The 18,725-nt window shown below is 71.2% G+C and carries 19 protein-coding genes; 2 read left to right on the top strand and 17 right to left on the bottom strand.

The annotated features are described in order from the left end of the window. The first annotated feature begins 1 nt into the window (after position 1). Entirely contained in the window at positions 2 to 991 is a 990-nt protein-coding gene (locus AC2RP6_RS30490; protein ID WP_486449085.1) for an RluA family pseudouridine synthase, read from the top strand. A 67-nt stretch (positions 992 to 1,058) separates the two neighbouring features. On the opposite strand, the gene AC2RP6_RS30485 is transcribed toward AC2RP6_RS30490, so the two are convergent. The 12 genes from AC2RP6_RS30485 to AC2RP6_RS30430 form a co-directional block, all read right to left on the bottom strand. Next, on the bottom strand, positions 1,059 to 3,899 hold the full coding sequence (locus AC2RP6_RS30485; protein ID WP_486449084.1) for a DEAD/DEAH box helicase: 2,841 nt from the start codon (positions 3,897 to 3,899) through the stop codon (positions 1,059 to 1,061). 46 nt (positions 3,900 to 3,945) lie between these two features. Next, a complete protein-coding gene (locus tag AC2RP6_RS30480; protein WP_486449083.1) occupies positions 3,946 to 4,833 on the bottom strand; it encodes a diacylglycerol kinase in 888 nt (295 codons plus the stop codon). A 16-nt stretch (positions 4,834 to 4,849) separates the two neighbouring features. Continuing rightward, a complete protein-coding gene (gene tatC / locus AC2RP6_RS30475) occupies positions 4,850 to 5,815 on the bottom strand; it encodes a twin-arginine translocase subunit TatC (RefSeq protein WP_486449082.1) in 966 nt (321 codons plus the stop codon). A gap of 48 nt (positions 5,816 to 5,863) precedes the next feature. Then, positions 5,864 to 6,154, bottom strand: a complete 291-nt coding sequence (tatA, locus tag AC2RP6_RS30470; RefSeq protein WP_486449081.1) for a Sec-independent protein translocase subunit TatA — start codon at positions 6,152 to 6,154, stop codon at positions 5,864 to 5,866. Positions 6,155 to 6,348: 194 nt separating this feature from the next. Beyond that, positions 6,349 to 6,549, bottom strand: a complete 201-nt coding sequence (locus AC2RP6_RS30465) for a hypothetical protein (RefSeq protein ID WP_486449080.1) — start codon at positions 6,547 to 6,549, stop codon at positions 6,349 to 6,351. A gap of 26 nt (positions 6,550 to 6,575) precedes the next feature. Further along, positions 6,576 to 6,803, bottom strand: a complete 228-nt coding sequence (locus AC2RP6_RS30460) for a hypothetical protein (RefSeq protein WP_486449079.1) — start codon at positions 6,801 to 6,803, stop codon at positions 6,576 to 6,578. 14 nt (positions 6,804 to 6,817) lie between these two features. After that, positions 6,818 to 7,786: a helix-turn-helix transcriptional regulator gene (locus tag AC2RP6_RS30455; RefSeq protein WP_486449078.1), complete on the bottom strand. Its 969-nt coding sequence runs from the start codon at positions 7,784 to 7,786 to the stop codon at positions 6,818 to 6,820. 118 nt (positions 7,787 to 7,904) lie between these two features. Continuing rightward, positions 7,905 to 8,861: a helix-turn-helix transcriptional regulator gene (locus tag AC2RP6_RS30450; RefSeq protein ID WP_486449077.1), complete on the bottom strand. Its 957-nt coding sequence runs from the start codon at positions 8,859 to 8,861 to the stop codon at positions 7,905 to 7,907. Positions 8,862 to 8,985: 124 nt separating this feature from the next. Beyond that, positions 8,986 to 9,363: an FKBP-type peptidyl-prolyl cis-trans isomerase gene (locus tag AC2RP6_RS30445; protein ID WP_030025906.1), complete on the bottom strand. Its 378-nt coding sequence runs from the start codon at positions 9,361 to 9,363 to the stop codon at positions 8,986 to 8,988. 38 nt (positions 9,364 to 9,401) lie between these two features. Further along, complete coding sequence (locus AC2RP6_RS30440; RefSeq protein WP_486449076.1) at positions 9,402 to 10,343, bottom strand: FKBP-type peptidyl-prolyl cis-trans isomerase; 942 nt, start codon at positions 10,341 to 10,343, stop codon at positions 9,402 to 9,404. A gap of 114 nt (positions 10,344 to 10,457) precedes the next feature. Then, positions 10,458 to 11,819, bottom strand: coding sequence for a Pup--protein ligase (gene pafA / locus AC2RP6_RS30435; protein WP_073920416.1), 1,362 nt, complete (start codon positions 11,817 to 11,819; stop codon positions 10,458 to 10,460). 140 nt (positions 11,820 to 11,959) lie between these two features. Continuing rightward, the gene (locus AC2RP6_RS30430) at positions 11,960 to 13,222 is read right to left on the bottom strand and encodes an MFS transporter (protein WP_486449075.1); all 1,263 of its coding nucleotides are present in this window, start codon (positions 13,220 to 13,222) and stop codon (positions 11,960 to 11,962) included. A gap of 135 nt (positions 13,223 to 13,357) precedes the next feature. Between AC2RP6_RS30430 and AC2RP6_RS30425 the strand changes: the two genes are divergently transcribed. Continuing rightward, entirely contained in the window at positions 13,358 to 14,356 is a 999-nt protein-coding gene (locus tag AC2RP6_RS30425; RefSeq protein ID WP_486449074.1) for a LacI family DNA-binding transcriptional regulator, read from the top strand. Between the two features lie 97 nt (positions 14,357 to 14,453). On the opposite strand, the gene prcA is transcribed toward AC2RP6_RS30425, so the two are convergent. From prcA to dop, 5 genes are all read right to left on the bottom strand, one after another. After that, complete coding sequence (gene prcA, locus AC2RP6_RS30420; protein WP_326479016.1) at positions 14,454 to 15,218, bottom strand: proteasome subunit alpha; 765 nt, start codon at positions 15,216 to 15,218, stop codon at positions 14,454 to 14,456. 43 nt (positions 15,219 to 15,261) lie between these two features. Further along, on the bottom strand, positions 15,262 to 16,101 hold the full coding sequence (gene prcB / locus AC2RP6_RS30415) for a proteasome subunit beta (protein ID WP_486449073.1): 840 nt from the start codon (positions 16,099 to 16,101) through the stop codon (positions 15,262 to 15,264). Continuing rightward, entirely contained in the window at positions 16,053 to 16,652 is a 600-nt protein-coding gene (locus AC2RP6_RS30410; protein WP_486449072.1) for an endonuclease VII domain-containing protein, read from the bottom strand. Before AC2RP6_RS30410 ends, prcB begins: the two co-directional genes overlap by 49 nt. A gap of 46 nt (positions 16,653 to 16,698) precedes the next feature. Then, the gene (locus AC2RP6_RS30405; protein ID WP_030233608.1) at positions 16,699 to 16,911 is read right to left on the bottom strand and encodes a ubiquitin-like protein Pup; all 213 of its coding nucleotides are present in this window, start codon (positions 16,909 to 16,911) and stop codon (positions 16,699 to 16,701) included. A gap of 184 nt (positions 16,912 to 17,095) precedes the next feature. Further along, positions 17,096 to 18,607 carry a depupylase/deamidase Dop gene (dop, locus tag AC2RP6_RS30400; protein WP_486449071.1) on the bottom strand — a complete coding sequence of 504 codons (1,512 nt, stop codon included), beginning with the start codon at positions 18,605 to 18,607 and terminating at the stop codon, positions 17,096 to 17,098. Positions 18,608 to 18,725: the final 118 nt, after the last annotated feature.

Below are 18,725 nucleotides of genomic sequence, written 5' to 3'. Positions count from 1 at the left end.
GATGAGACGCAGAGCCCCGGCACCCCCCTCGCCCCTCCCCCAGCGGGCCGGCATCGACCCGGTCCGGCTGCGGCTGCCCGCCGACCCGGACGGGACCTGGCCCGACCTCGGCAGCTACCTCGCCGCCCGCTACGCCGGCACCCGCGGCGCGGAGTCCATCGCGCGCCTGCTGGCCGCGGGCCGGGTCCTCGGCCCCGGCGGGCGGGTGCTGCACGCGCGGGACCCGTACGAGCCGGGCGCCCACCTGTGGTTCCACCGCGACACGGACCCGGAGCCGCGGGTGCCGTTCGCGCTGCGCGTGGTCCACCGCGACGCGCACCTGCTGGTCGTGGACAAGCCGCACTTCCTGGCGACCACTCCGCGCGGCAGCCACATCACCGAGACCGCCCTGGCCCGGCTGCGCGAGGAGCTGGGCCTGCCGGGGCTCAGCCCGGCGCACCGCCTGGACCGGCTCACCGCCGGCCTGGTGATGTTCAGCGTCCGGCCCGAGGACCGCGGCGCCTACCAGCTCCTCTTCCAGCGCCGCGAGGTGCACAAGGAGTACGAGGCCCTCGCCGCCCGCGACCCGGAGCTGTCCTTCCCGCGCACCGTCCGCAGCCGGATCGAGAAGGTCCGCGGGGTGATCGCCGCGACCGAGGTCCCCGGCCCGCCCAATGCCGAGAGCCTGATCGAACTCGTCGACGTGCGCGGCGGCCTGGGCCGCTACCGGCTGACCCCGCACACCGGCCGCACCCACCAGCTGCGGGTGCACATGAACGGGCTGGGCCTGCCCATCCTGGGCGATCCGGTGTATCCGGAGGTCACCGACCCGGCGCCGGACGACTACCGGCGGCCGCTGCAACTCCTGGCCCGGGTCCTGGCGTTCACCGATCCGGTCACCGGCGCGGCCCACCGCTTCGAGAGCACCCGCACCCTCCAGGCCTGGCGCGACCGCCCCGGCTGGGAAGCCGGCCCCCGGGCGGACGGCACCCCGCCCGCCCCCGGCGGCTGAAACGACCCGGCCGCCGCACGGAGGGGTTCCTCCCGCGGCGGCCGGCCATACCGTCCCGCAGGCCGCTCTAGCTGACGGAGCTGTAGGCCACCACGCCGCGGAGCAGTGCGTCCACGGCCTTGCGGGCGTTCTTCGCCACCGTGCTGCCGCTGTCGCCGGTGGCCGAGGGGGCCGCCGCCGCGATCTGCCCGAGTACGTCGATGACCTGCTTGCACCAGCGCACGAAGTCACCGGCCGGCATCTCCGCCTCGCGCAGCACCTCGTCCAGGCTCTTGTCGGAGGCCCACTGGTAGGCCGCCCACGCGAAGCCGAGGTCCGGCTCGCGCTGGCCGACGCCCTCCGCCTGGTTGATGCGGTGCTCCTCCTCCAGCGCGTCGAGCCGGCCCCAGATGCGGACCATCTCGCCGAGCGCGACCTTCGCCGCGCCGCCCGGTACCTTCGGCGCGACCGCGTCGTCGGACTGCCGGGCCTCGAAGACCAACGCCGAGACGCAGGCGGCCAGTTCGGCCGGGCTCAGGCCCTCCCAGATCCGTTCGCGCAGGCATTCGGACGCCAGCAGGTCGAGCTCGCCGTACAGCCGGGCGAGCCGCTTGCCGTGCACGGTGACCTCGTCCTCGCGCAGGTAGTCCAGCTCGGTCAGCAGGGCGTGGATCCGGTCGAAGGTGCGGGCGATCGTGTTCGTCCGGCCCTCGATCCGCCGCTCCAGCTGCTGGGTGTCCCTCCGGAGCCGGTGGTAGCGCTCCGCCCAGCGGGCGTGGTCCTCGCGCTCGTCGCAGCCGTGGCAGGGGTGCGCCCGCAGTTCGGTGCGCAGCCGGGCGATCTCGCGGTCGTCCGCGGCCGCGGCCCGGCCGCGGGAGCGCCGCTCCGGCGTGATGTGCCCGGCCTTGCTCCGCAGCTGGGAGGCCAGGTCCCGACGGGACTGCGGCGAGCGGGCGTTGAAGGACTTGGGGATCCGCATCCGGTCCAGCGCCTCGACCGGGACCGGGAAGTCGATCGCGGCGAGCCGCTTGACCTGCCGCTCGGCGGTGAGCACCAGCGGCCGCGGGCCCTCCGCGTACTCGTACCCGCGGTGCCCGTGGACGCGTCCGGCCGGCACGCCCGGGTCGAGGACCAGTGCGAGCCCGGCGAACTTGCCCGTCGGCACGTGGATGATGTCACCCGGCTTGAGCTTCTCCAGCGAGTCGGCCGCCTGCACCCGCCGCTGGGCTGCGCCGTGCTTGGCCAGCTCCGTCTCGCGGTCCTTGAGGTCGCGGCGCAGCTGCGCGTACTCCTCGAAGTTGCCCAGGTGGCAGGTCATGCCCTCCCGGTAGCCCTCCAGGCCCTCCTCGTTGCGCTGCACCTGCCGGGAGATCCCGACGACCGAACGGTCGGCCTGGAACTGCGCGAAGGAGGTCTCCAGCAGCTCGCGCGAGCGGTGCCGCCCGAACTGGCTGACCAGGTTGACGGCCATGTTGTACGAGGGCTTGAAGCTGGAGCGCAGCGGATAAGTACGGGTGCCGGCGAGTCCGGCGAGGCCGGCGGGGTCCATGCCGCGCTGCCAGAGCACGACCGCGTGGCCCTCGACGTCGATGCCGCGGCGTCCGGCCCGGCCGGTGAGCTGGGTGTACTCGCCGGGCGTGATGTCGGCGTGCTGCTCGCCGTTCCACTTGACGAGCTTCTCCAGGATGACCGTGCGGGCGGGCATGTTGATGCCCAGCGCCAGGGTCTCCGTGGCGAAGACGGCCTTGACCAGTCCGCGGACGAACAGCTCCTCCACGACCTCCTTGAAGGTCGGGAGCATGCCCGCGTGGTGCGCGGCGATGCCCCGCTCCAGGCCTTCGAGCCACTCGTAGTAGCCCAGGACGTGCAGGTCCTCGGTGGGGATGGAGGCGGTGCGCGCCTCGACCAGTTCCCGGACCTTCAGCCGCGCGGCCTCGTCGTTGAGGCGCAGGCCCGCGAACAGGCACTGCTGGACGGCGGCCTCGCAGCCGGCCCGGCTGAAGATGAAGTTGATGGCGGGCAGCAGCCCGTCGTTGTCGAGGCGGGCGATGACCTCGGGGCGCGACGGGGTCCAGATCCGGCTGCGGGAGCGCCGTTCACGCTCGCGGTCGGCCTCGCGGACCATCTTGCCGCGCCGCCGGTCCTTCGGGCTGTAGGTGCGGCTGTTCTCCTCGCGGGCCATGCGCAGCAGGTCGGGGTTGACCTCCCGGCGCGCGGAGCCGCGGCCGCCGTGGTCGGACTCCTCCTCGAAGAGGTCGTAGATCCGGCGGCCGGCCATGACGTGCTGCCAGAGCGGTACGGGCCGCTCCTCGGAGACGATGACCTCGGTGTCGCCGCGCACGGTGTCCAGCCAGTCGCCGAACTCCTCGGCGTTGGAGACGGTGGCGGAGAGGGAGACCAGGGTCACCGACTCGGGGAGGTGGATGATCACTTCCTCCCAGACGGCTCCGCGGAACCGGTCGGAGAGGTAGTGGACCTCGTCCATGACGACGTATCCGAGGCCGAGCAGGGACCGGGAGCCCGCGTAGAGCATGTTGCGGAGCACCTCGGTGGTCATCACGACCACGGGCGCCTCGGAGTTGACGCTGTTGTCCCCCGTCAGCAGGCCCACCTTGTCGGCGCCGTAGCGCTTGACGAGGTCGGCGTACTTCTGGTTCGAGAGCGCCTTGATCGGCGTCGTGTAGAAGCACTTGCGGCCTTGGGCGAGGGCCAGGTGCACGGCGAACTCGCCGACGATGGTCTTGCCCGAGCCGGTCGGTGCGGCGACGAGGACGCCCTTGCCGGCCTCCAGCGCCTTGCATGCCTCCACCTGGTACGGATCCAGGTCGAAGTCGTACATCTCGCGGAAGGGGGCCAGGGCGGTGGCCTCTTCGGCGGCGCGGATCCGGGCAGCGGCGTACCGCTCGGCGGGTGAGAGTTCTTCGGTCATCTTGCTGTCGAGCCTACCCGTCGGCTCTGACAACAGTCTCGATCATTTATGTGAGGAGCCGGAGCGCCCCGGGTACGCACTCGGCGGTCACCGGGAGGGGGCCGAGCGGCTCTCCGTCGGCGTAGGCGGTCAGGCCGGGCGCCTCCAGGGTGATCTTCCGGGCACGGTGGACGCTCACCTTCGGGTGGGAGACGTGGCTGCCCCGGTAGACCTGCGGGAACACCTTCAGCAGGGTGCCGCGGCTGCAGTCGCCGACGACGGTGACGTCGAAGAGGCCGTCGTCGGGGACGGCGTCCGGGCAGATGCGCATGCCGCCGCCGTAGGAGGAGCCGTTGCCGACGGCCACGAGCGTCGCCTCGGTCTCGATCACCGGGCCGTCGTCGAGGGTGATGCGGTAGGGGAACGGCCGGAAGGCGGCCAGCTCCGCGACCATCGCCAGGTCGTACTTGAAGCGGCCCGCCGGCAGTCGCATCCGGTTGCCCCGGTCGTTGACCTTGGAGTCGAAGCCGGAGCACAGCACGGTCCCGTACCAGGTGCCGCCCGCCCGCCCGAGGTCGATCTCCCGGATCCGGCCTTCCTTGAGGGCCTCGGCGGCCATGCGTCCCGCGCGTGCCGGCTCCCGTACGGGCAGGCCCGCGGCCCGCGCGAAGTCGTTGCCCGTGCCGGCGGCGACCACGCCGAGCGGCACGGGGGTGCCCGCGAGCGCCTGGAGCGCCAGGGAGACGATGCCGTCGCCGCCGACCGCGACGACGGCGCCGGCGCCCTCGCGGACGGCGGCCGTCAGCCGGGCCAGCGCGTCGGGTGCGTCGGTGCCCACCAGGGTCCGTACGGAGAATCCGGCGTCCCGCAGTGCGGCGGCGGCCGGCTGCGCGGCGTGCGCGCCCCGGCCGCGTCCCGCGGTGGGATTGACGAAAAGGGTGACCTCGTAGCTCACCCCCGGAATGTACCTGTCAGGTGGCGTCGTCGTACCCGTTGATCCGCTGCCGTCCGCCGTCGGCCTGGCCGGGCAGGGCCGCCGGGGCGGGCGTCGCTTCCATCTGCCCGATCGGTGCCGGCGTGAGGTCGAGCTCCGAGGCCTCGTCGTCGCTGAGGCCCGCGTCGGGGTCGTTGCGCCGGCGGCGGCGGTCGTTGAGGAGGCAGAGGCCGACGGCCGCGAAGTAGAGGGCCACGATGGGCAGGGCCAGCGCGAGCATGGTCGGCGGGTCGCCGGTGGGCGTGGCGAAGGCGGCGAAGACGGTGATGCCGAGGACCATGCCCCGCCACCAGCCGGCGAGGCGCTTGCCGGTGAGCACGCCGGTGAAGTTCAGCAGGATCAGCAGCAGCGGCAGCTCGAAGGCCAGGCCGAAGACGATCACCATGCGGGTGACCAGGTCGAGGTAGTCGTCGACCGGCAGCAGGTTGCGCGCGTGGTCGGGGGTGAACTCGAGCATGATCGTCGCGGTCTGCGGGAGGATCTTGTACGCGAGCACGGCGCCGGCCATGAACAGCGGCGCGCCGACCGCGACGAAGCTGCGCGCGTACTTCTTCTCGTGGCTGTGCAGCCCGGGCGCGGCGAACGCCCACAGCTGGTAGAGCCACACCGGGGCGGAGAGCACCACGCCGGCCATCAGCGAGACCTTCAGGGCGATCGAGAACGCCGAGATCAGGCCGTTCACGGTCATGTCGGCGCAGGGGCGCCCGTTGCGCTGGGTCACCACGCCGTCGGTGCAGCCGACGGAGTCCAGCATCGGCTTCAGCAGGAAGTTGATGATGTCCCGGTAGAAGAAGGCCGCGACGATCGTGATGACGAGGATCGCCAGGACCGACTTCAGCAGGCGGTTACGCAGTTCGCGCAGGTGCTCGACGAGAGGCATGCGCCCTTCGGCGTCCTTTGCCTGTCGTTCTTGTTTTCCCTGCTTGCGGGCAGACTTGAGCAACCCACGTCCCTTGTCTCGTTGCAGCTGACTGGCGTGAAGGGGCGTCCGTCAGCCCTGAGCGGTGCGGTTCGGCTCGCTGACCGGTCGGGAGCTGGTGACGTCACCGGGCGCCGCCTGGATGGTGCGGGGGGCGGCCGGCGCCTGCGCGGACTGGTCGGCCGGGGCGGCGGCCGCGTCGTCGGCTTCGCCGTCCTTCTTCATGGCCTTGGCCTCGCTCTTGAGGATGCGGGCCGACTTGCCGAGGGACCGGGCCATGTCGGGGAGCTTCTTGGCGCCGAAGAGCAGGATGATGACTCCGAGAATGACGAAGATTTCCCAACCCCTGAGGTTGCCGAACATAGGTATCTTCCTTTTCTCCGAGGTTCACAGCACACCGGCACGGGCGCCTGGGACTGTCTCTACCGAGGATCGTAACCCCAGGGGGTTAACGCCCGGCAATCCCCCGGCGTACCCCGTCTTGCGTCCTGGCCGGTTGTCAATCCCCCGGTCACATGTCCGTCGCGTGCGCAGGGGCCGCGCGTCAGGACCGTGTGTCAGGGCCGCGCGTCGCGGCCCGCCCGGGCGAGTCCCGCCGCCTCCCGTTCGAGATCGCCCGAGGCGGCGGTGATCCGGCGGCTGGCCAGCGCGACCTCGGCGGACAGCCGGCGCACCTCCGCGTACACGCGTACGGCCAGCACGGCGAGCACGGCCACTCCGAGGAAACCCAGGGCAATTGCGAACATCGGCCACAGCATGGGCCGAGCCTAGGCCACCGGACGCCTCAGACGCTGCGCAGGGTGCTCACGCCGCCCCCGGTCAGCAGCTCCACGATGCGGTCACCGGCGGGTTTGCGGACGGCGGCCCCGCATGCGGGACAGGTGAAGGAGTAGAAGGTGGCCCTGCGGCTGCCGCCGATGGCCAGTCGCAGGGCGCCCGCGTCCAGCTCGAACCGGGCGCGGCACTCGGGACAGGAGGCCTTGAAGGCGACGGGCCCGGACGTCGGCGTCATCGACCGCGCTCCCCTCAGACCTGTTCCCCGTACCCCGCGAGGGCCTCCCGGGCGGCGCTGCGCGCGCTGTCCGCCAGCTCGGCGGGGGCCGTGATCCGCCCCTCGCGGCCCAGCCGCAGCGCGAGGCGCCGCAGCGAGCCCGGGTCCGGGGTGCGCAGCGTGATCCGCAGGCCGCCGTCGGGAAGCTCCTCGGCGCTGTCGTGCGGGTAGTACTCGGCGACCCAGCGGCCGCCCGGTCCGACCTCGACCACGACCTCGGGGTCCTCGGCGGCCGGCTGGACGAGGCCCACCGACAGGTCGCGCGGTTCGATGGCGGGCGGCTCGGCCCGCTCGTCCAGCAGCCGGATCTCGGCGACGCGGTCGAGCCGGAAGGTGCGCCGGGCCTCGGAGAGGTGGCACCAACCCTCCATGTAGGTGTGCCCCACCGCGAAGAGCCGGATCGGGTCGACCTCACGCTCGGTGAGCTCGTCACGGGCGGGCGAGTAGTAGCGCAGCCAGAGCCGGCGGCGCTCCGCGATGGCCCGGTCGACGTCCGCGAAGACCCCGCCCTCGGACTCGAAGGTCACCGACAGCCGGGAGCTGGCCCCGGCCGCCTCGCCCGCGGCCGCCTCCAGCTTCGCGGTCGCCCGCAGCAGGGCGTCCCGGTCGCTCTCGCGCAGCCCCGGCAGGGTCGCCACCGCGCGCGCGGCGACCAGCAGCGCGGTCGCCTCGTCGGCGGCGAGCCGCAGCGGCTCGGCGGTGGACTCGCCCGAGGCGTCGGGGTTGCGCCACCAGATGCGCTCCCCGTCGGTGTCGATGTCGAGCAGGTCGCCGCCCCGGAAGCTGGTCCCGCACATGGGCAGCACGTCGAGGTCCGAGATCAGCTCGTCCTCGGTGATGCCGAAGGCACGCGCGACGTCGGCGACGTGCGCACCCGGGCGCTCGCGCAGGTACGTCACCAGGGACAGCATCCGGCGGGTCTGGTCGATGGCGTTGGCAGCCATGCTGGTACGTCTCCCCCTCAGGGCACGTCTGTGGATGTCGCGGTCGCGGTTGGAAGAATGCGAAGAAAGGGTGCGGCGGTGGACGGTGCCGCTCCGGCGGCGGTCGCCGGCAGGCCCGTCAGGCCCCGGCGACGGCCCGCAGCCGGTCCACCACGTCCGCCCGGAGGTCCGAGGGCCCGACCACGACGACGTCGGGTCCGAACTCCACGAGCCAGGCGTCGAGGCCGTGCCCGTAGGGGATCTCCAGCTCGTCCCAGCCGTCCGTGCCCTCGTGCACGGCCGTGGCCTTGGCCCGCAGCGGGTAGCCCGCCCCGGCCCGCAGCCGGATCAGCGCGGAGCGGTCCGCGCTCTCCCCGGCCCAGCCGGCCACGGTCTCCCGCACGGTCACCACGTCCGGCACCTCGGCGGTGTACTTGGCCGCGCGCGAGCGGACCTTCCCGGTGATCCGGGAGAGCCGGAACACGCGTTCCGCCCCGCGGTCACGGTCGTAGCCGGCCAGGTACCAGTGACCGCGCCAGCACTCCAGCGCCCAGGGCTCCACCTGACGGGTCTCGGGCCGGGCGGCGGTCGACTTGCGGTAGTCGAAGACCACCGGCCGGCGGTCGCGGCAGGCCAGCATCAGCGGTTCGAAGGCCGCCTCGTGGACGGGGATGCGCGGCTCGATGGCGCTGTGCTGGCCCTCGTACGGGTTGCCCGCCTCCGGCATGCCGCCCGCCCGGAGCTTCTGCAGGGCGCCGCTGGCGGCCCCCGCGAGCCGGGCCTGCTGCCACACCTTGGCCGCCAGCCCCAGGGCGGCGGCCTCCTCGGCGTCCAGGGAGACCGGGGGCAGCCGGTTGCTGTCGCGGCGGGCCAGATAGCCCGTCTCCCCCTCCAGGTTCTCCACGGTCTCGATCACCAGACCGAGTTCCCGCAGATCGTCCTTGTCCCGCTCGAACATCCGGTTGAAGGACTCGTCGTTGCCGGCTTCCATGTAGGCCTCGATGGAACCGCGCAACTCGCGCTTGCTCAGCGGCCGGCGGGTCCCCAGCAGACACAGCGCCAGATTCATCAGCCGCTCGGCCTTGGCAATCGCCATCGACGCCCATCCCCCGTTCTTCACACACACTCGTGACCGTTGACCGTACCGCCCCGGCGGTCCCGGACAAAAGCGAGGGCCCCCGCCTCACGGCGGGGGCCCTCGCGCTCACGGCTGCCCCGGATCAGGCGGCCATCAGGTCGCACACGAAGATCAGGGTCTCGCCCGGGGCGATCGCACCGCCCGCGCCGCGGTCGCCGTAGGCGAGGTGCGCGGGGATCGTCAGCTTGCGGCGCCCGCCGACCTTCATGCCCTGGACGCCCTGGTCCCAGCCGCTGATGACCTGGCCGACACCGAGCTTGAACTGGAGCGCCGAACCGCGGTTCCAGGAGGCGTCGAACTCCTCGCCGGTGGAGAAGGCCACACCCACGTAGTGGACGGAGACCACGGAACCGGCCTTGGCCTCGGCACCGTCACCCAGCCAGATGTCCTCGATCACGAGGTCCTTGGGGGCCTCGCCCTCGGGGAAGTCGATCTCGGGCTTTTCGAGCTTGTCGCTCACGGAACTGCTCCTCAAACTATGGGACAACCGGGACAGTCTTACATCACCGCGAGGATGTCGAGGCTGAAGACCAGCGTCGAGTTCGCCGGGATGGTCCCCTGCTCCTTGTCGCCGAAGCCCATGTCCGGCGGGATCACCAGGAGGATGCGGCTGCCGACCTTCTTGCCGACGATGCCCTCCTTGAGACCCTTCACCTGCAGCTGCTCCAGCGGCCAGGTCACCGACTGGCCGGAGGTGTAGGTGCTCTCGAACGTCTTGTCGTCCTTCCACGTCTTGCCGTGGAACTTGACGACGACGCTGTTCTTGTCCGTCACCGCGGGGCCGTCGCCCTCCAGGACGTAGTTCGACACCAGCTTCGCCGGCGGGGTGACGTCCTTCGGGACGGCCACGGAGACTTCCTTGCCGTCCGTGTTCGTACCGACCTTCGGCAGGTCCTTGTTGTCCTGGGCGACTTCCTTGCCCGTGGCCGAGACCGGGACGGTGGCGCCCTTGACGATGTCCACGACGAACACCAGCGTGGCGTTCCCCTTGATCTTCGGCGGCGAGCCCTGCGCGCCGTAACCGAGGTCCGGCGGGATCACCAGCTCGACGCGGCTGCCGACCTTCTGGCCCTCCAGGCCCTGGTCCCAGCCCTTGATGACGGCGCCCGCGCCGATGGTCACGTCGAACGGCTGACCCTTGCCGAAGCTCTGGTCGAAGGGCTCGTCGCCGTCCCACACCTGGCCGTAGTAGTTGACCTGGGCGATGTCGCCCTTCTTCAGCACCTGCCCGGTGCCCTCCTTGACGGTCACCACCTTCAGCTCCTTGGGCGGCTCGCCCTTCCCCTTCGACAGGGTGGGCGTCTCCCCGAACTCGGCGCCCTTCGTGATCGCGGGCGCCCCGTTCTTCATCTGGGCGGAGTCGGAGCCGCTGTCGTCGCCGCACGCCGCTGTCGACAGCAGCAGAAGGGGTACGACAATCAGGCCGGCAAGTCGGCGCACGTGTTCCTCAGATCTCAGACGGCAAGACGGTCGCCCGCCACTCTAAGCCGTGCGCAGGGCCCCGTACGAGAGACGTACGGGGCCCTGGCGAGATGGGGGACGTCACACCGGCCGCTACATACCGGCGATCAGCTTCTCCACCCGGTCGTCGACCGACCGGAACGGGTCCTTGCACAGCACCGTCCGCTGCGCCTGGTCATTGAGCTTCAGGTGCACCCAGTCGACCGTGAAGTCCCGCCGCTGCTCCTGCGCACGGCGGATGAAGTCGCCGCGCAGCCGCGCCCTCGTGGTCTGCGGGGGCACCGACTTGCCCTCGAAGATCTTGAGGTCGTTGCAGATCCGCGCCGCCTGCCCCTTGCGCTCCAGCAGGTAGTACAGGCCGCGCCGGCGGTGGATGTCGTGGTAGGCGAGGTCTATCTGGGCCACCCGCGGATTCGACATGGTCATGTTGTGCTTGGCCCGGTACCGCTCGATCAGCTGGTACTTCATCACCCAGTCGATCTCGGTGCCGATCCGGTCCAGGTCCTCGGCCTCGATCGCGTCCAGCGTGCGACCCCACAGCTCCAGCACCTGGTCGACCACGCCGGTGCGGATGCCCCGGCGCTCGGCGAAGTCCACCGCCTTGTCGTAGTACTCCCGCTGGATCTCCAGCGCGGAGGCCTCCCGGCCGGACGCCAGGCGCACCTTGCGCTGGCCGGTGATGTCGTGGCTCACCTCGCGGATCGCCCGGATCGGGTTCTCCAGGGTCAGGTCCCGCATGACGGTCCCCGCCTCGATCATGCGCAGCACCAGGTCGGTCGCCCCGACCTTCAGCAGCATGGTCGTCTCGGACATGTTCGAGTCGCCCACGATCACGTGGAGGCGGCGGTAGCGCTCGGCGTCCGCGTGCGGCTCGTCGCGCGTGTTGATGATCGGCCGGGAACGCGTCGTCGCGGAGCTGACGCCCTCCCAGATGTGCTCGGCCCGCTGGCTCACGCAGTAGACCGCACCCCGGGGGGTCTGCAGCACCTTGCCCGCGCCGCAGATCAGCTGCCGCGTGACGAGGAACGGAATGAGAATGTCCGCCAGGCGGGAGAATTCCCCGTGCCGGGCCACCAGGTAGTTCTCGTGGCAGCCGTACGAGTTGCCCGCCGAGTCGGTGTTGTTCTTGAAGAGATAGACGTCGCCCGCGATTCCCTCCTCGTGCAGGCGGCGTTCGGCGTCGACGAGCAGTCCTTCGAGAATGCGCTCGCCTGCCTTGTCGTGCGTGACCAGCTCGGTCACGTTGTCGCATTCGGGAGTTGCATATTCCGGATGCGAACCCACGTCGAGGTACAGACGGGCGCCGTTCCGCAGGAAGACATTGCTGCTGCGGCCCCATGACACGACACGGCGGAAGAGGTAGCGCGCCACTTCGTCAGGAGACAGTCGGCGCTGTCCCCTGAACGTGCACGTGACGCCGTACTCGTTCTCCAGCCCGAAAATGCGGCGGTCCATGACTGAACATTACGCCTTCTGCACTCTTCTGAAACCGGCTTCGCGGCCGCCGTTTCGATCAGTTCCCCCGAGCAGGCCGCCGAACGGCGGGCGGGAACCCCGCGAACGGCACGGGCGCGCCGCACCGGCGCGCCCGCCCGTCACTGCGCCGACCGGGCCCGCGCAGCCACCTCGCCCGAGCCGTCGGACAGTCCCGGGGCGGAGCCCGCCACCTCTCGGCTGCGACCCGCAGTTGACAACGCCCCCTGAGTCACCATCAGCACCAGCAGGGCCAGGCCGCCCGCGGCGCACGCCACGCCGAAGCCCCACGCCGCGCTGCCCAGCTCGACCGCGGGCCCGGCCGCCGCCGTGCCGATCGCCGCGCCGACGCCGAAGAAGGTGACCAGCCACGAGAACGCCTCGGTCACCGTGCCCGTCGGCGCGTGCCGGTCCACCACGATGAACGCGCACGCCAGGGCCGGCGCCAGGAAGACGCCCGACACCGCCGCCAGGACCGTCATCGCCACCGGCCCCGGGGTCAGCAGCAACGGCAGGTAGCAGAGCGCCAGCAGCGCCACCAGCAGCCGCAGCCGCCGCTCGGGCGCGCCCGACCACTGCCGCGACCCGTAGAAGACGCCGCCGATCAGCGCACCGAGGCCCAGCGCCGCCATCAGCCAGCCGTACACCGCCTGGCCCCCGTGGCCGTCCGCGTACGCCACACCGGCCACCGTGATCGAACCGAGCGCCATCCCCACGAAGAAGAACGAGCCCAGCAGCGCCAGCAGCCCCGTCGAGCGCAGCGCGCCCAGCCAGTGCGCCTCACGCGGCTCCGAGCGCCACGTCCGCGACGGCTCGCTGACCACGACCGACAGCGCGCCCAGCACCCCGATCGCGTTCAGCGCCAGCAGCGCCCCGGCCGGGGACCACACCGCCACGAACAGCGTCACCAGCAGCGGACCCACGGTGAACATGACCTCCTGGGCCACCGCGTCCATGGCGTACGCCGCGTGCACCTTCTCCTCCCGGCCCCCCAGCACGCCCGGCCACAGGGCCCGCAGCCCGCCCTCCAGCGGCGGCGTGAAGAGCCCGCCGACCACCACGGCGGCGTACGCCGCGACCACCGACCCGGTGCCCGCCAGCGCCAGCCACACCATGCCCAGCGCGGACAGCAGCGCGGCGGGCAGCTGCACCCGCGGCTGCCCGAAGAGGTCGACGGCCCGGCCGAGCAGGGGCTGGCCCACCGCGTTCGCCAGCCCGTACACGGCGGCCAGCGCTCCGGCCAGGCTGTAGCTGCCGCCCTCGGCCCGCGTGAACAGCACGATCGCGATCGGCGCGGTGGCGTTCGGCAACCTGCCGATCAGCGTGCCCACCAGCAACCTCGCGGCGTGCCGGGTACCCAGCAGCTCCGCGTATCCCGCGGCCATGACTGCCCCCTTCTGCCCGGCCCGAGCCGGGGTAATACGTATAACTTGATGCGTCATACGTACCATGGCCACAGTCCACGGGTCCACCCCACGGACCGTGAACCCGCCTCCGACCTCGCACCGCAGGAGCCCCGTGTGACGAGACCCACCAGCCGGGACGTGGCCACCGCCGCCGGAGTCTCCCAGGCCACCGTCTCCCTCGTCCTCGGCGACAAATGGCCCGGCCGCGTCTCCGAACGCACCGCCGCCCTCGTCCGCGAGACCGCCACCCGGCTCGGCTACCGCCCCAACCTCGCCGCCCGCAACCTCCGCCTCGGCTCCACCCGCACCGCCCTCCTGGTCGTCCCCGCCCTCACCAACGAGTTCTTCGCCCGCGTGTACACCGGCGCCGCCCGCGTCGCCGCCGAGCACGGCTTCGGCGTCGTCCTCTACCCCTCCCCGGACGGCACCGGCCCCGCCCGCGACCCCTTCGCCTCCGCCCGCGCCGCCCTGGACGGCGTCATCGCCTCCTCCATGGCCGCACACGCCCTCGCCGCCATCGGCGGCGACACCCTGCCCCTCGTCATGCTCGACAGCGACCCCCGCGCCGGAGCCGCCGCCGCCCACGTCAACCTCGCCATGGCCGACGGCATGCGCCAGATCACCGAACACCTCCTCGCCCTCGGCCACCGGCGCTTCCTCCACCTCGCATCCGACGTCGACTCCTGGACCTTCGACACCCGCGCCGAAGCCCTCACCGCCCTCCTGGGCCCCGGCACCGAGCTGCGCACCGTACGGGCCCCCCTCACCGTCGACGGCGCCCGCACGGCCATGGAGAGCGCCCTGGCGCCCCCCCACGGCCGGCCGACGGCCATCGTGTGCGACGACGACATCCTCGCCGCCGGCGCCTGCAAGGCCGCCCGCCGCCTCGGCCTGCGGGTCCCCGAGGACCTCTCCGTCACCGGCTTCGACGACCTCGCCCTGGCCACCGCCGTCGAACCCGAGCTCACCACCGTCCACCTCCCCGCCGAACGCGTCGGCGAGGAGGGAATGACCGCCCTCCTCGCCGTCCTCGAAGGCACCCCCTGGACCGCCACCGACATCCCCGTCACCCTCGTCGTCCGCGACTCCACCGGCCCCGCCCCGGCACCCTGAACCCGGGCGGCCCGGTCGCCCCTTTCCGGGGCGGACACGACGAAGCCCCGGCCGCCCCCGAAAGGGGCGACCGGGGCCGCGCAACCGGTTCCCGGCCCTACTCGGCGTCGTCCTCCGGCGCCTCGTCGTTCGACACCGCGTCCGCCTGCGCCGCGGCCGGAACGTCCGCCTCCAGCAGCCTCGCCAGCTGCCGGCCGCGGATCCGCTTGAACTTGCGCTGCTGCGACCGGGTCCGGTCCAGCACCGCCACCTCCAGCCGCTCGGCCGGAATCGCCTTGTCGGCGCCGTTGGCCTGGCTGGACAGCGCCGCCACCGCCAGCTTGAGCGCCTCCGACAGCGTCATGCCGTCCTGGTGGCGCTGGTCCAGGTAGGTGCTGATCTGCTCGGCGTTGCCGCCGACCGCGACCGAGCCGTGCTCGTCCACGATCGAACCGTCATGCGGCAGCCGGTAGATCTGGTCACCGGCGGCCGTCGCACCGACCTCCGCCACCACCAGCTCCACCTCGTACGGCTTCTCACCGGCCGAGGAGAAGATGGTGCCGAGGGTCTGCGCGTACACGTTGGCCAGCCCACGCGCCGTCACATCGTCGCGGTCGTAGGTGTATCCGCGCAGATCCGCGTAGCGCACACCGCCGATCCGCAGGTTCTCGTACTCGTTGTACTTGCCGGCGGCCGCGAAGCCGATCCGGTCGTAGATCTCGCTGAACTTGTGCAGGGCACGGGACGGGTTCTCGCCGACGAACACGATGCCGTCGGCGTACTGCAGCACGACAAGGCTGCGACCGCGGGCGATGCCCTTCCGGGCGTATTCCGCCCGGTCGGCCATGGCCTGCTGGGGTGACACATAGAACGGAGTCGACACCGGCTTTCCGTCCCTTTCTTCTGGGCGACGAGGTGACGGGCGGTCAGAGCAGGGCGGCGCGCGGGCCGTCGGGCTGCTCGAGACGACGATCGGTGACCGAACGGGCGAGCGCCTGCGACTCGTCCTCGCTCAGCCGGCGGAAGCCCTCGTCGGTGATGACGGTGACGATCGGGTAGATGTGGCGGTACAGGTCCGGCCCGCCGGTCGCCGAGTCGTCGTCGGCGGCGTCGTACAGCGCCTGCACCACCAGCGTGGTGGCCTGCTCCTCGGTCAGGTCCGGGCGGTAGAGCTTCTTCATGGAGCCCCGCGCGAAGATCGAACCGGAACCGGTCGCCGCGTAGCCGTGCTCCTCGGAGCGGCCGCCGGTGACGTCGTAGGAGAAGATGCGGCCCTTCTCCTTGCCCTCGTCGTACCCGGCGAAGAGCGGCACCACGGCCAGGCCCTGCATGGCCATGCCGAGGTTGCTCCGGATCATGGTGGAGAGCCGGTTGGCCTTGCCCTCCAGGGAGAGGCTCGCGCCCTCGACCTTCTCGAAGTGCTCCAGCTCCAGCTGGAACAGCTTGACCATCTCCACGGCGAGGCCGGCGGTACCGGCGATGCCGACGGCGGAGTACTCGTCCGCCGGGAACACCTTCTCGATGTCCCGCTGGGCGATCATGTTCCCCATGGTCGCGCGCCGGTCACCGGCGAGCACGACCCCGCCGGGGAAGGTGACGGCCACGATGGTCGTGCCGTGCGGCGCCTCGACTACGCCCTCCGGCAGCTTGCGGTTCCCGGGCAGCATCTCGGGCGAGTGCGCGCCCAGGAAGTCCATGAAGGACGAAGACCCCGGCGTCAGGAAGGCTGCCGGTAGACGCCCTGTGCTACGAGTGTTGGGTTCCACAGGTTTCCTTCCACGTAAGCGGCTGCACGCCGTATGACGTCCGGCCGATCCTTGAACTGCCCCAGGGCTGCGTTGCAGCTGAAGCACAGTACGCCTCGGACCTTACCCGTCTGATGATCGTGATCCACATGCTCTGCCGGAGCTTCTTGGCAGATCACGCAGACCCCACTTTGAGCGGCGATCATCTCGTCGCGCTGTTCCTCGGTCATGCCGTAAGCGCGCTTGAGATGACCCGCCCTGCCGCGCGCCGCCTTGCACGGCTTGCAACAAGTGGCGAGCCCGTCAGGTGCGGTTGCGTTCCTGTGCCACTCGCTGTGGGGCTTGACCTCCCCGCAGGAACGGCACTGCTTCCAGCCCGGCGGTACGTCCGCCCGGACCCATACCGTCTTGCCCTTGGCAGCCTGTCGGCGCCGGTAGTGCTCTGCCCCATAGGTGGCGACGCATGAGCGGCACCGGGCTTGCAGGCCATCCCTGGTGGAGCGGTTCGCGGCGAACGCACTGAGCTGCTGCTGCTGGCCGCATCCACGACACAGCTTCGATTCGGTCGACATGACCCCAGCCCACCAGGGCCACCTTCACTTCGAAGGCAGAATGGCCTTACTCGCCACCCTTTTGAACGAAGCTTCGAACAAAATCCTCAGCGTTCTCTTCGAGCACATCATCGATTTCGTCGAGTACGGAGTCGACGTCGTCGGAGAGCTTTTCCTGGCGCTCCTTGAGGTCGGTCGATTCCTCGACCGCGGCCTCCTCGACCTCCTCGGTCGAGCGCGTCGCCTTCTGCTGTCCGCCGCCGGTGTCCTTGGTCGCCATGTCTACCTCACCCCGCTCGGTTCGCACGCTCATGTCGAGAGACCCCGGGATTCGGGATCTCTCAAGATCAGACCCTACGTCGGACCCTATAGGGAGGGTCCGACATTCGTCCCCGGACTTTCACAACGTCCGGTTCTCCTCATGATTCCCGGACCGATCGCATTTCAGGCCCGCCGAGGCCCGCTCACTGCCCCGAAAGCACCCGGACCAGGTCCTCCGCCGTGCGGCAGCGGTCCAGGAGTTCCTTGACGTGGTTGCGGGTCCCCCGCAGGGGTTCCAGCGTCGGGACCCGCTGGAGCGAGTCCCGGCCGGGGAGATCGAAGATCACCGAGTCCCAGGAGGCCGCCGCCACGTCGTCCGCGTACTGCTCCAGGCAGCGCCCGCGGAAGTACGCCCGCGTGTCCTCCGGGGGCTTGCTCTGGGCCCGCTCGACCGCGGCCTCCTCCACCAGCCGCTTCATCTTCCCGCGGGCCACCAGGCGGTTGTACAGGCCCTTCTCGGGCCGTACGTCCGAGTACTGCAGGTCCACCAGGTGCAGGCGCGCCGCGTCCCAGTCCAGCTTGTCCCGGCGCCGGTAGCCTTCGAGGATCTCCCGCTTGGCGATCCAGTCCAGCTCCCCCGACAGGCTCATCGGGTCGCTCTCCAGCCGGCCCAGCACGTCCTCCCAGCGGGACAGCACGTCCTTGGTCTGCTCGTCGGCGTCGGTCCCGAAACGTTCGTCCACGTACTTCCGGGCCAGCTCGAAGTACTCCATCTGCAGCTGCACCGCGGTGAGTGTCCGGCCGCTGCGCAGCGTGATGAGGTGGCCCAGGTCGGGGTCGTGGGAGACCTGGTGCAGGGTGCGTACGGGCTGGTCGACGGCCAGGTCGACGCTGATGAACTGGTCCTCGATCATGGACAGCACCAGGGCCGTCGTGCCGAGTTTGAGGTAGGTGGAGATCTCGGAGAGGTTGGCGTCCCCGATGATCACGTGGAGCCGGCGGTACTTCTCGGCGTCGGAGTGCGGCTCGTCGCGCGTGTTGATGATGGGCCGCTTCAGGGTCGTCTCCAGGCCGACCTCGACCTCGAAGTAGTCCGCGCGCTGGCTGATCTGGAAGCCGTGCTCGCGGCCGTCCTGGCCGATGCCCACGCGTCCCGCTCCGGTCACGACCTGTCGCGAGACGAAGAAGGGGGTCAGGTGGCGCACGATCTCCGAGAAGGGGGTTTCCCGCTTCATCAGGTAGTTCTCGTGCGTGCCGTAGGAGGCGCCCTTGTTGTCGGTGTTGTTCTTGTAGAGGTGGATGGGCTGGGCCCCGGGCAGCTGGGCGGCGCGTACGGCGGCCTCGGCCATGATCCGTTCGCCGGCCTTGTCCCAGAGCACGGCGTCCAGCGGGTTGGTGATCTCCGGGGAGCTGTACTCGGGGTGCGCGTGGTCGACGTAGAGCCGTGCGCCGTTCGTCAGGATGACGTTGGCGAGGCCGATGTCCTCGTCGGTCAGCTGGCTGCTGTCGGCGGCCTCGCGGGCGAGGTCGAAGCCGCGGGCGTCCCGCAGCGGGTTCTCCTCCTCGAAGTCCCAGCGGGCGCGTCGCGCCCGGTGCATCGCCGCCGCGTAGGCGTTGACGATCTGGGACGAGGTGAGCATGGCATTGGCGTTCGGGTGACCGGGGACGGAGATCCCGTACTCCGTCTCGATCCCCATTACTCGCCGTACGGTCATGCGGCCCTCCTTGCCCGGCGGCGCCCCTCTCCGGGGGCGGCGCTCAAGTACCGCTGGTGCTCCGGTGCGTGTGACTGTGCGGTGCCCGTCCCCGCACTGCGCGACCGGCGGTACGGAA

Source organism: Streptomyces sp. WAC03905, assembly GCF_057371075.1.
The sequence above is the reverse complement of the archived record's forward strand: the minus strand, read 5'-3'. Positions and strand labels throughout refer to the sequence as shown.

Bases quoted from the DNA above. Each gene is read 5' to 3' on its own strand.
- AC2RP6_RS30490 (WP_486449085.1), top strand. From the start codon at position 2: ATGAGACGCAGAGCCCCGGCACCCCCCTCGCCCCTCCCCCAGCGGGCC.
- AC2RP6_RS30485 (WP_486449084.1), bottom strand. From the start codon at position 3,899: ATGACCGAAGAACTCTCACCCGCCGAGCGGTACGCCGCTGCCCGGATC.
- tatA (WP_486449081.1), bottom strand. From the start codon at position 6,154: ATGTTCGGCAACCTCAGGGGTTGGGAAATCTTCGTCATTCTCGGAGTC.
- AC2RP6_RS30465 (WP_486449080.1), bottom strand. From the start codon at position 6,549: ATGCTGTGGCCGATGTTCGCAATTGCCCTGGGTTTCCTCGGAGTGGCC.
- AC2RP6_RS30460 (WP_486449079.1), bottom strand. From the start codon at position 6,803: ATGACGCCGACGTCCGGGCCCGTCGCCTTCAAGGCCTCCTGTCCCGAG.
- AC2RP6_RS30455 (WP_486449078.1), bottom strand. From the start codon at position 7,786: ATGGCTGCCAACGCCATCGACCAGACCCGCCGGATGCTGTCCCTGGTG.
- AC2RP6_RS30450 (WP_486449077.1), bottom strand. From the start codon at position 8,861: ATGGCGATTGCCAAGGCCGAGCGGCTGATGAATCTGGCGCTGTGTCTG.
- pafA (WP_073920416.1), bottom strand. From the start codon at position 11,819: ATGGACCGCCGCATTTTCGGGCTGGAGAACGAGTACGGCGTCACGTGC.
- AC2RP6_RS30430 (WP_486449075.1), bottom strand. From the start codon at position 13,222: ATGGCCGCGGGATACGCGGAGCTGCTGGGTACCCGGCACGCCGCGAGG.
- AC2RP6_RS30410 (WP_486449072.1), bottom strand. From the start codon at position 16,652: ATGTCGACCGAATCGAAGCTGTGTCGTGGATGCGGCCAGCAGCAGCAG.
- AC2RP6_RS30405 (WP_030233608.1), bottom strand. From the start codon at position 16,911: ATGGCGACCAAGGACACCGGCGGCGGACAGCAGAAGGCGACGCGCTCG.
- dop (WP_486449071.1), bottom strand. From the start codon at position 18,607: ATGACCGTACGGCGAGTAATGGGGATCGAGACGGAGTACGGGATCTCC.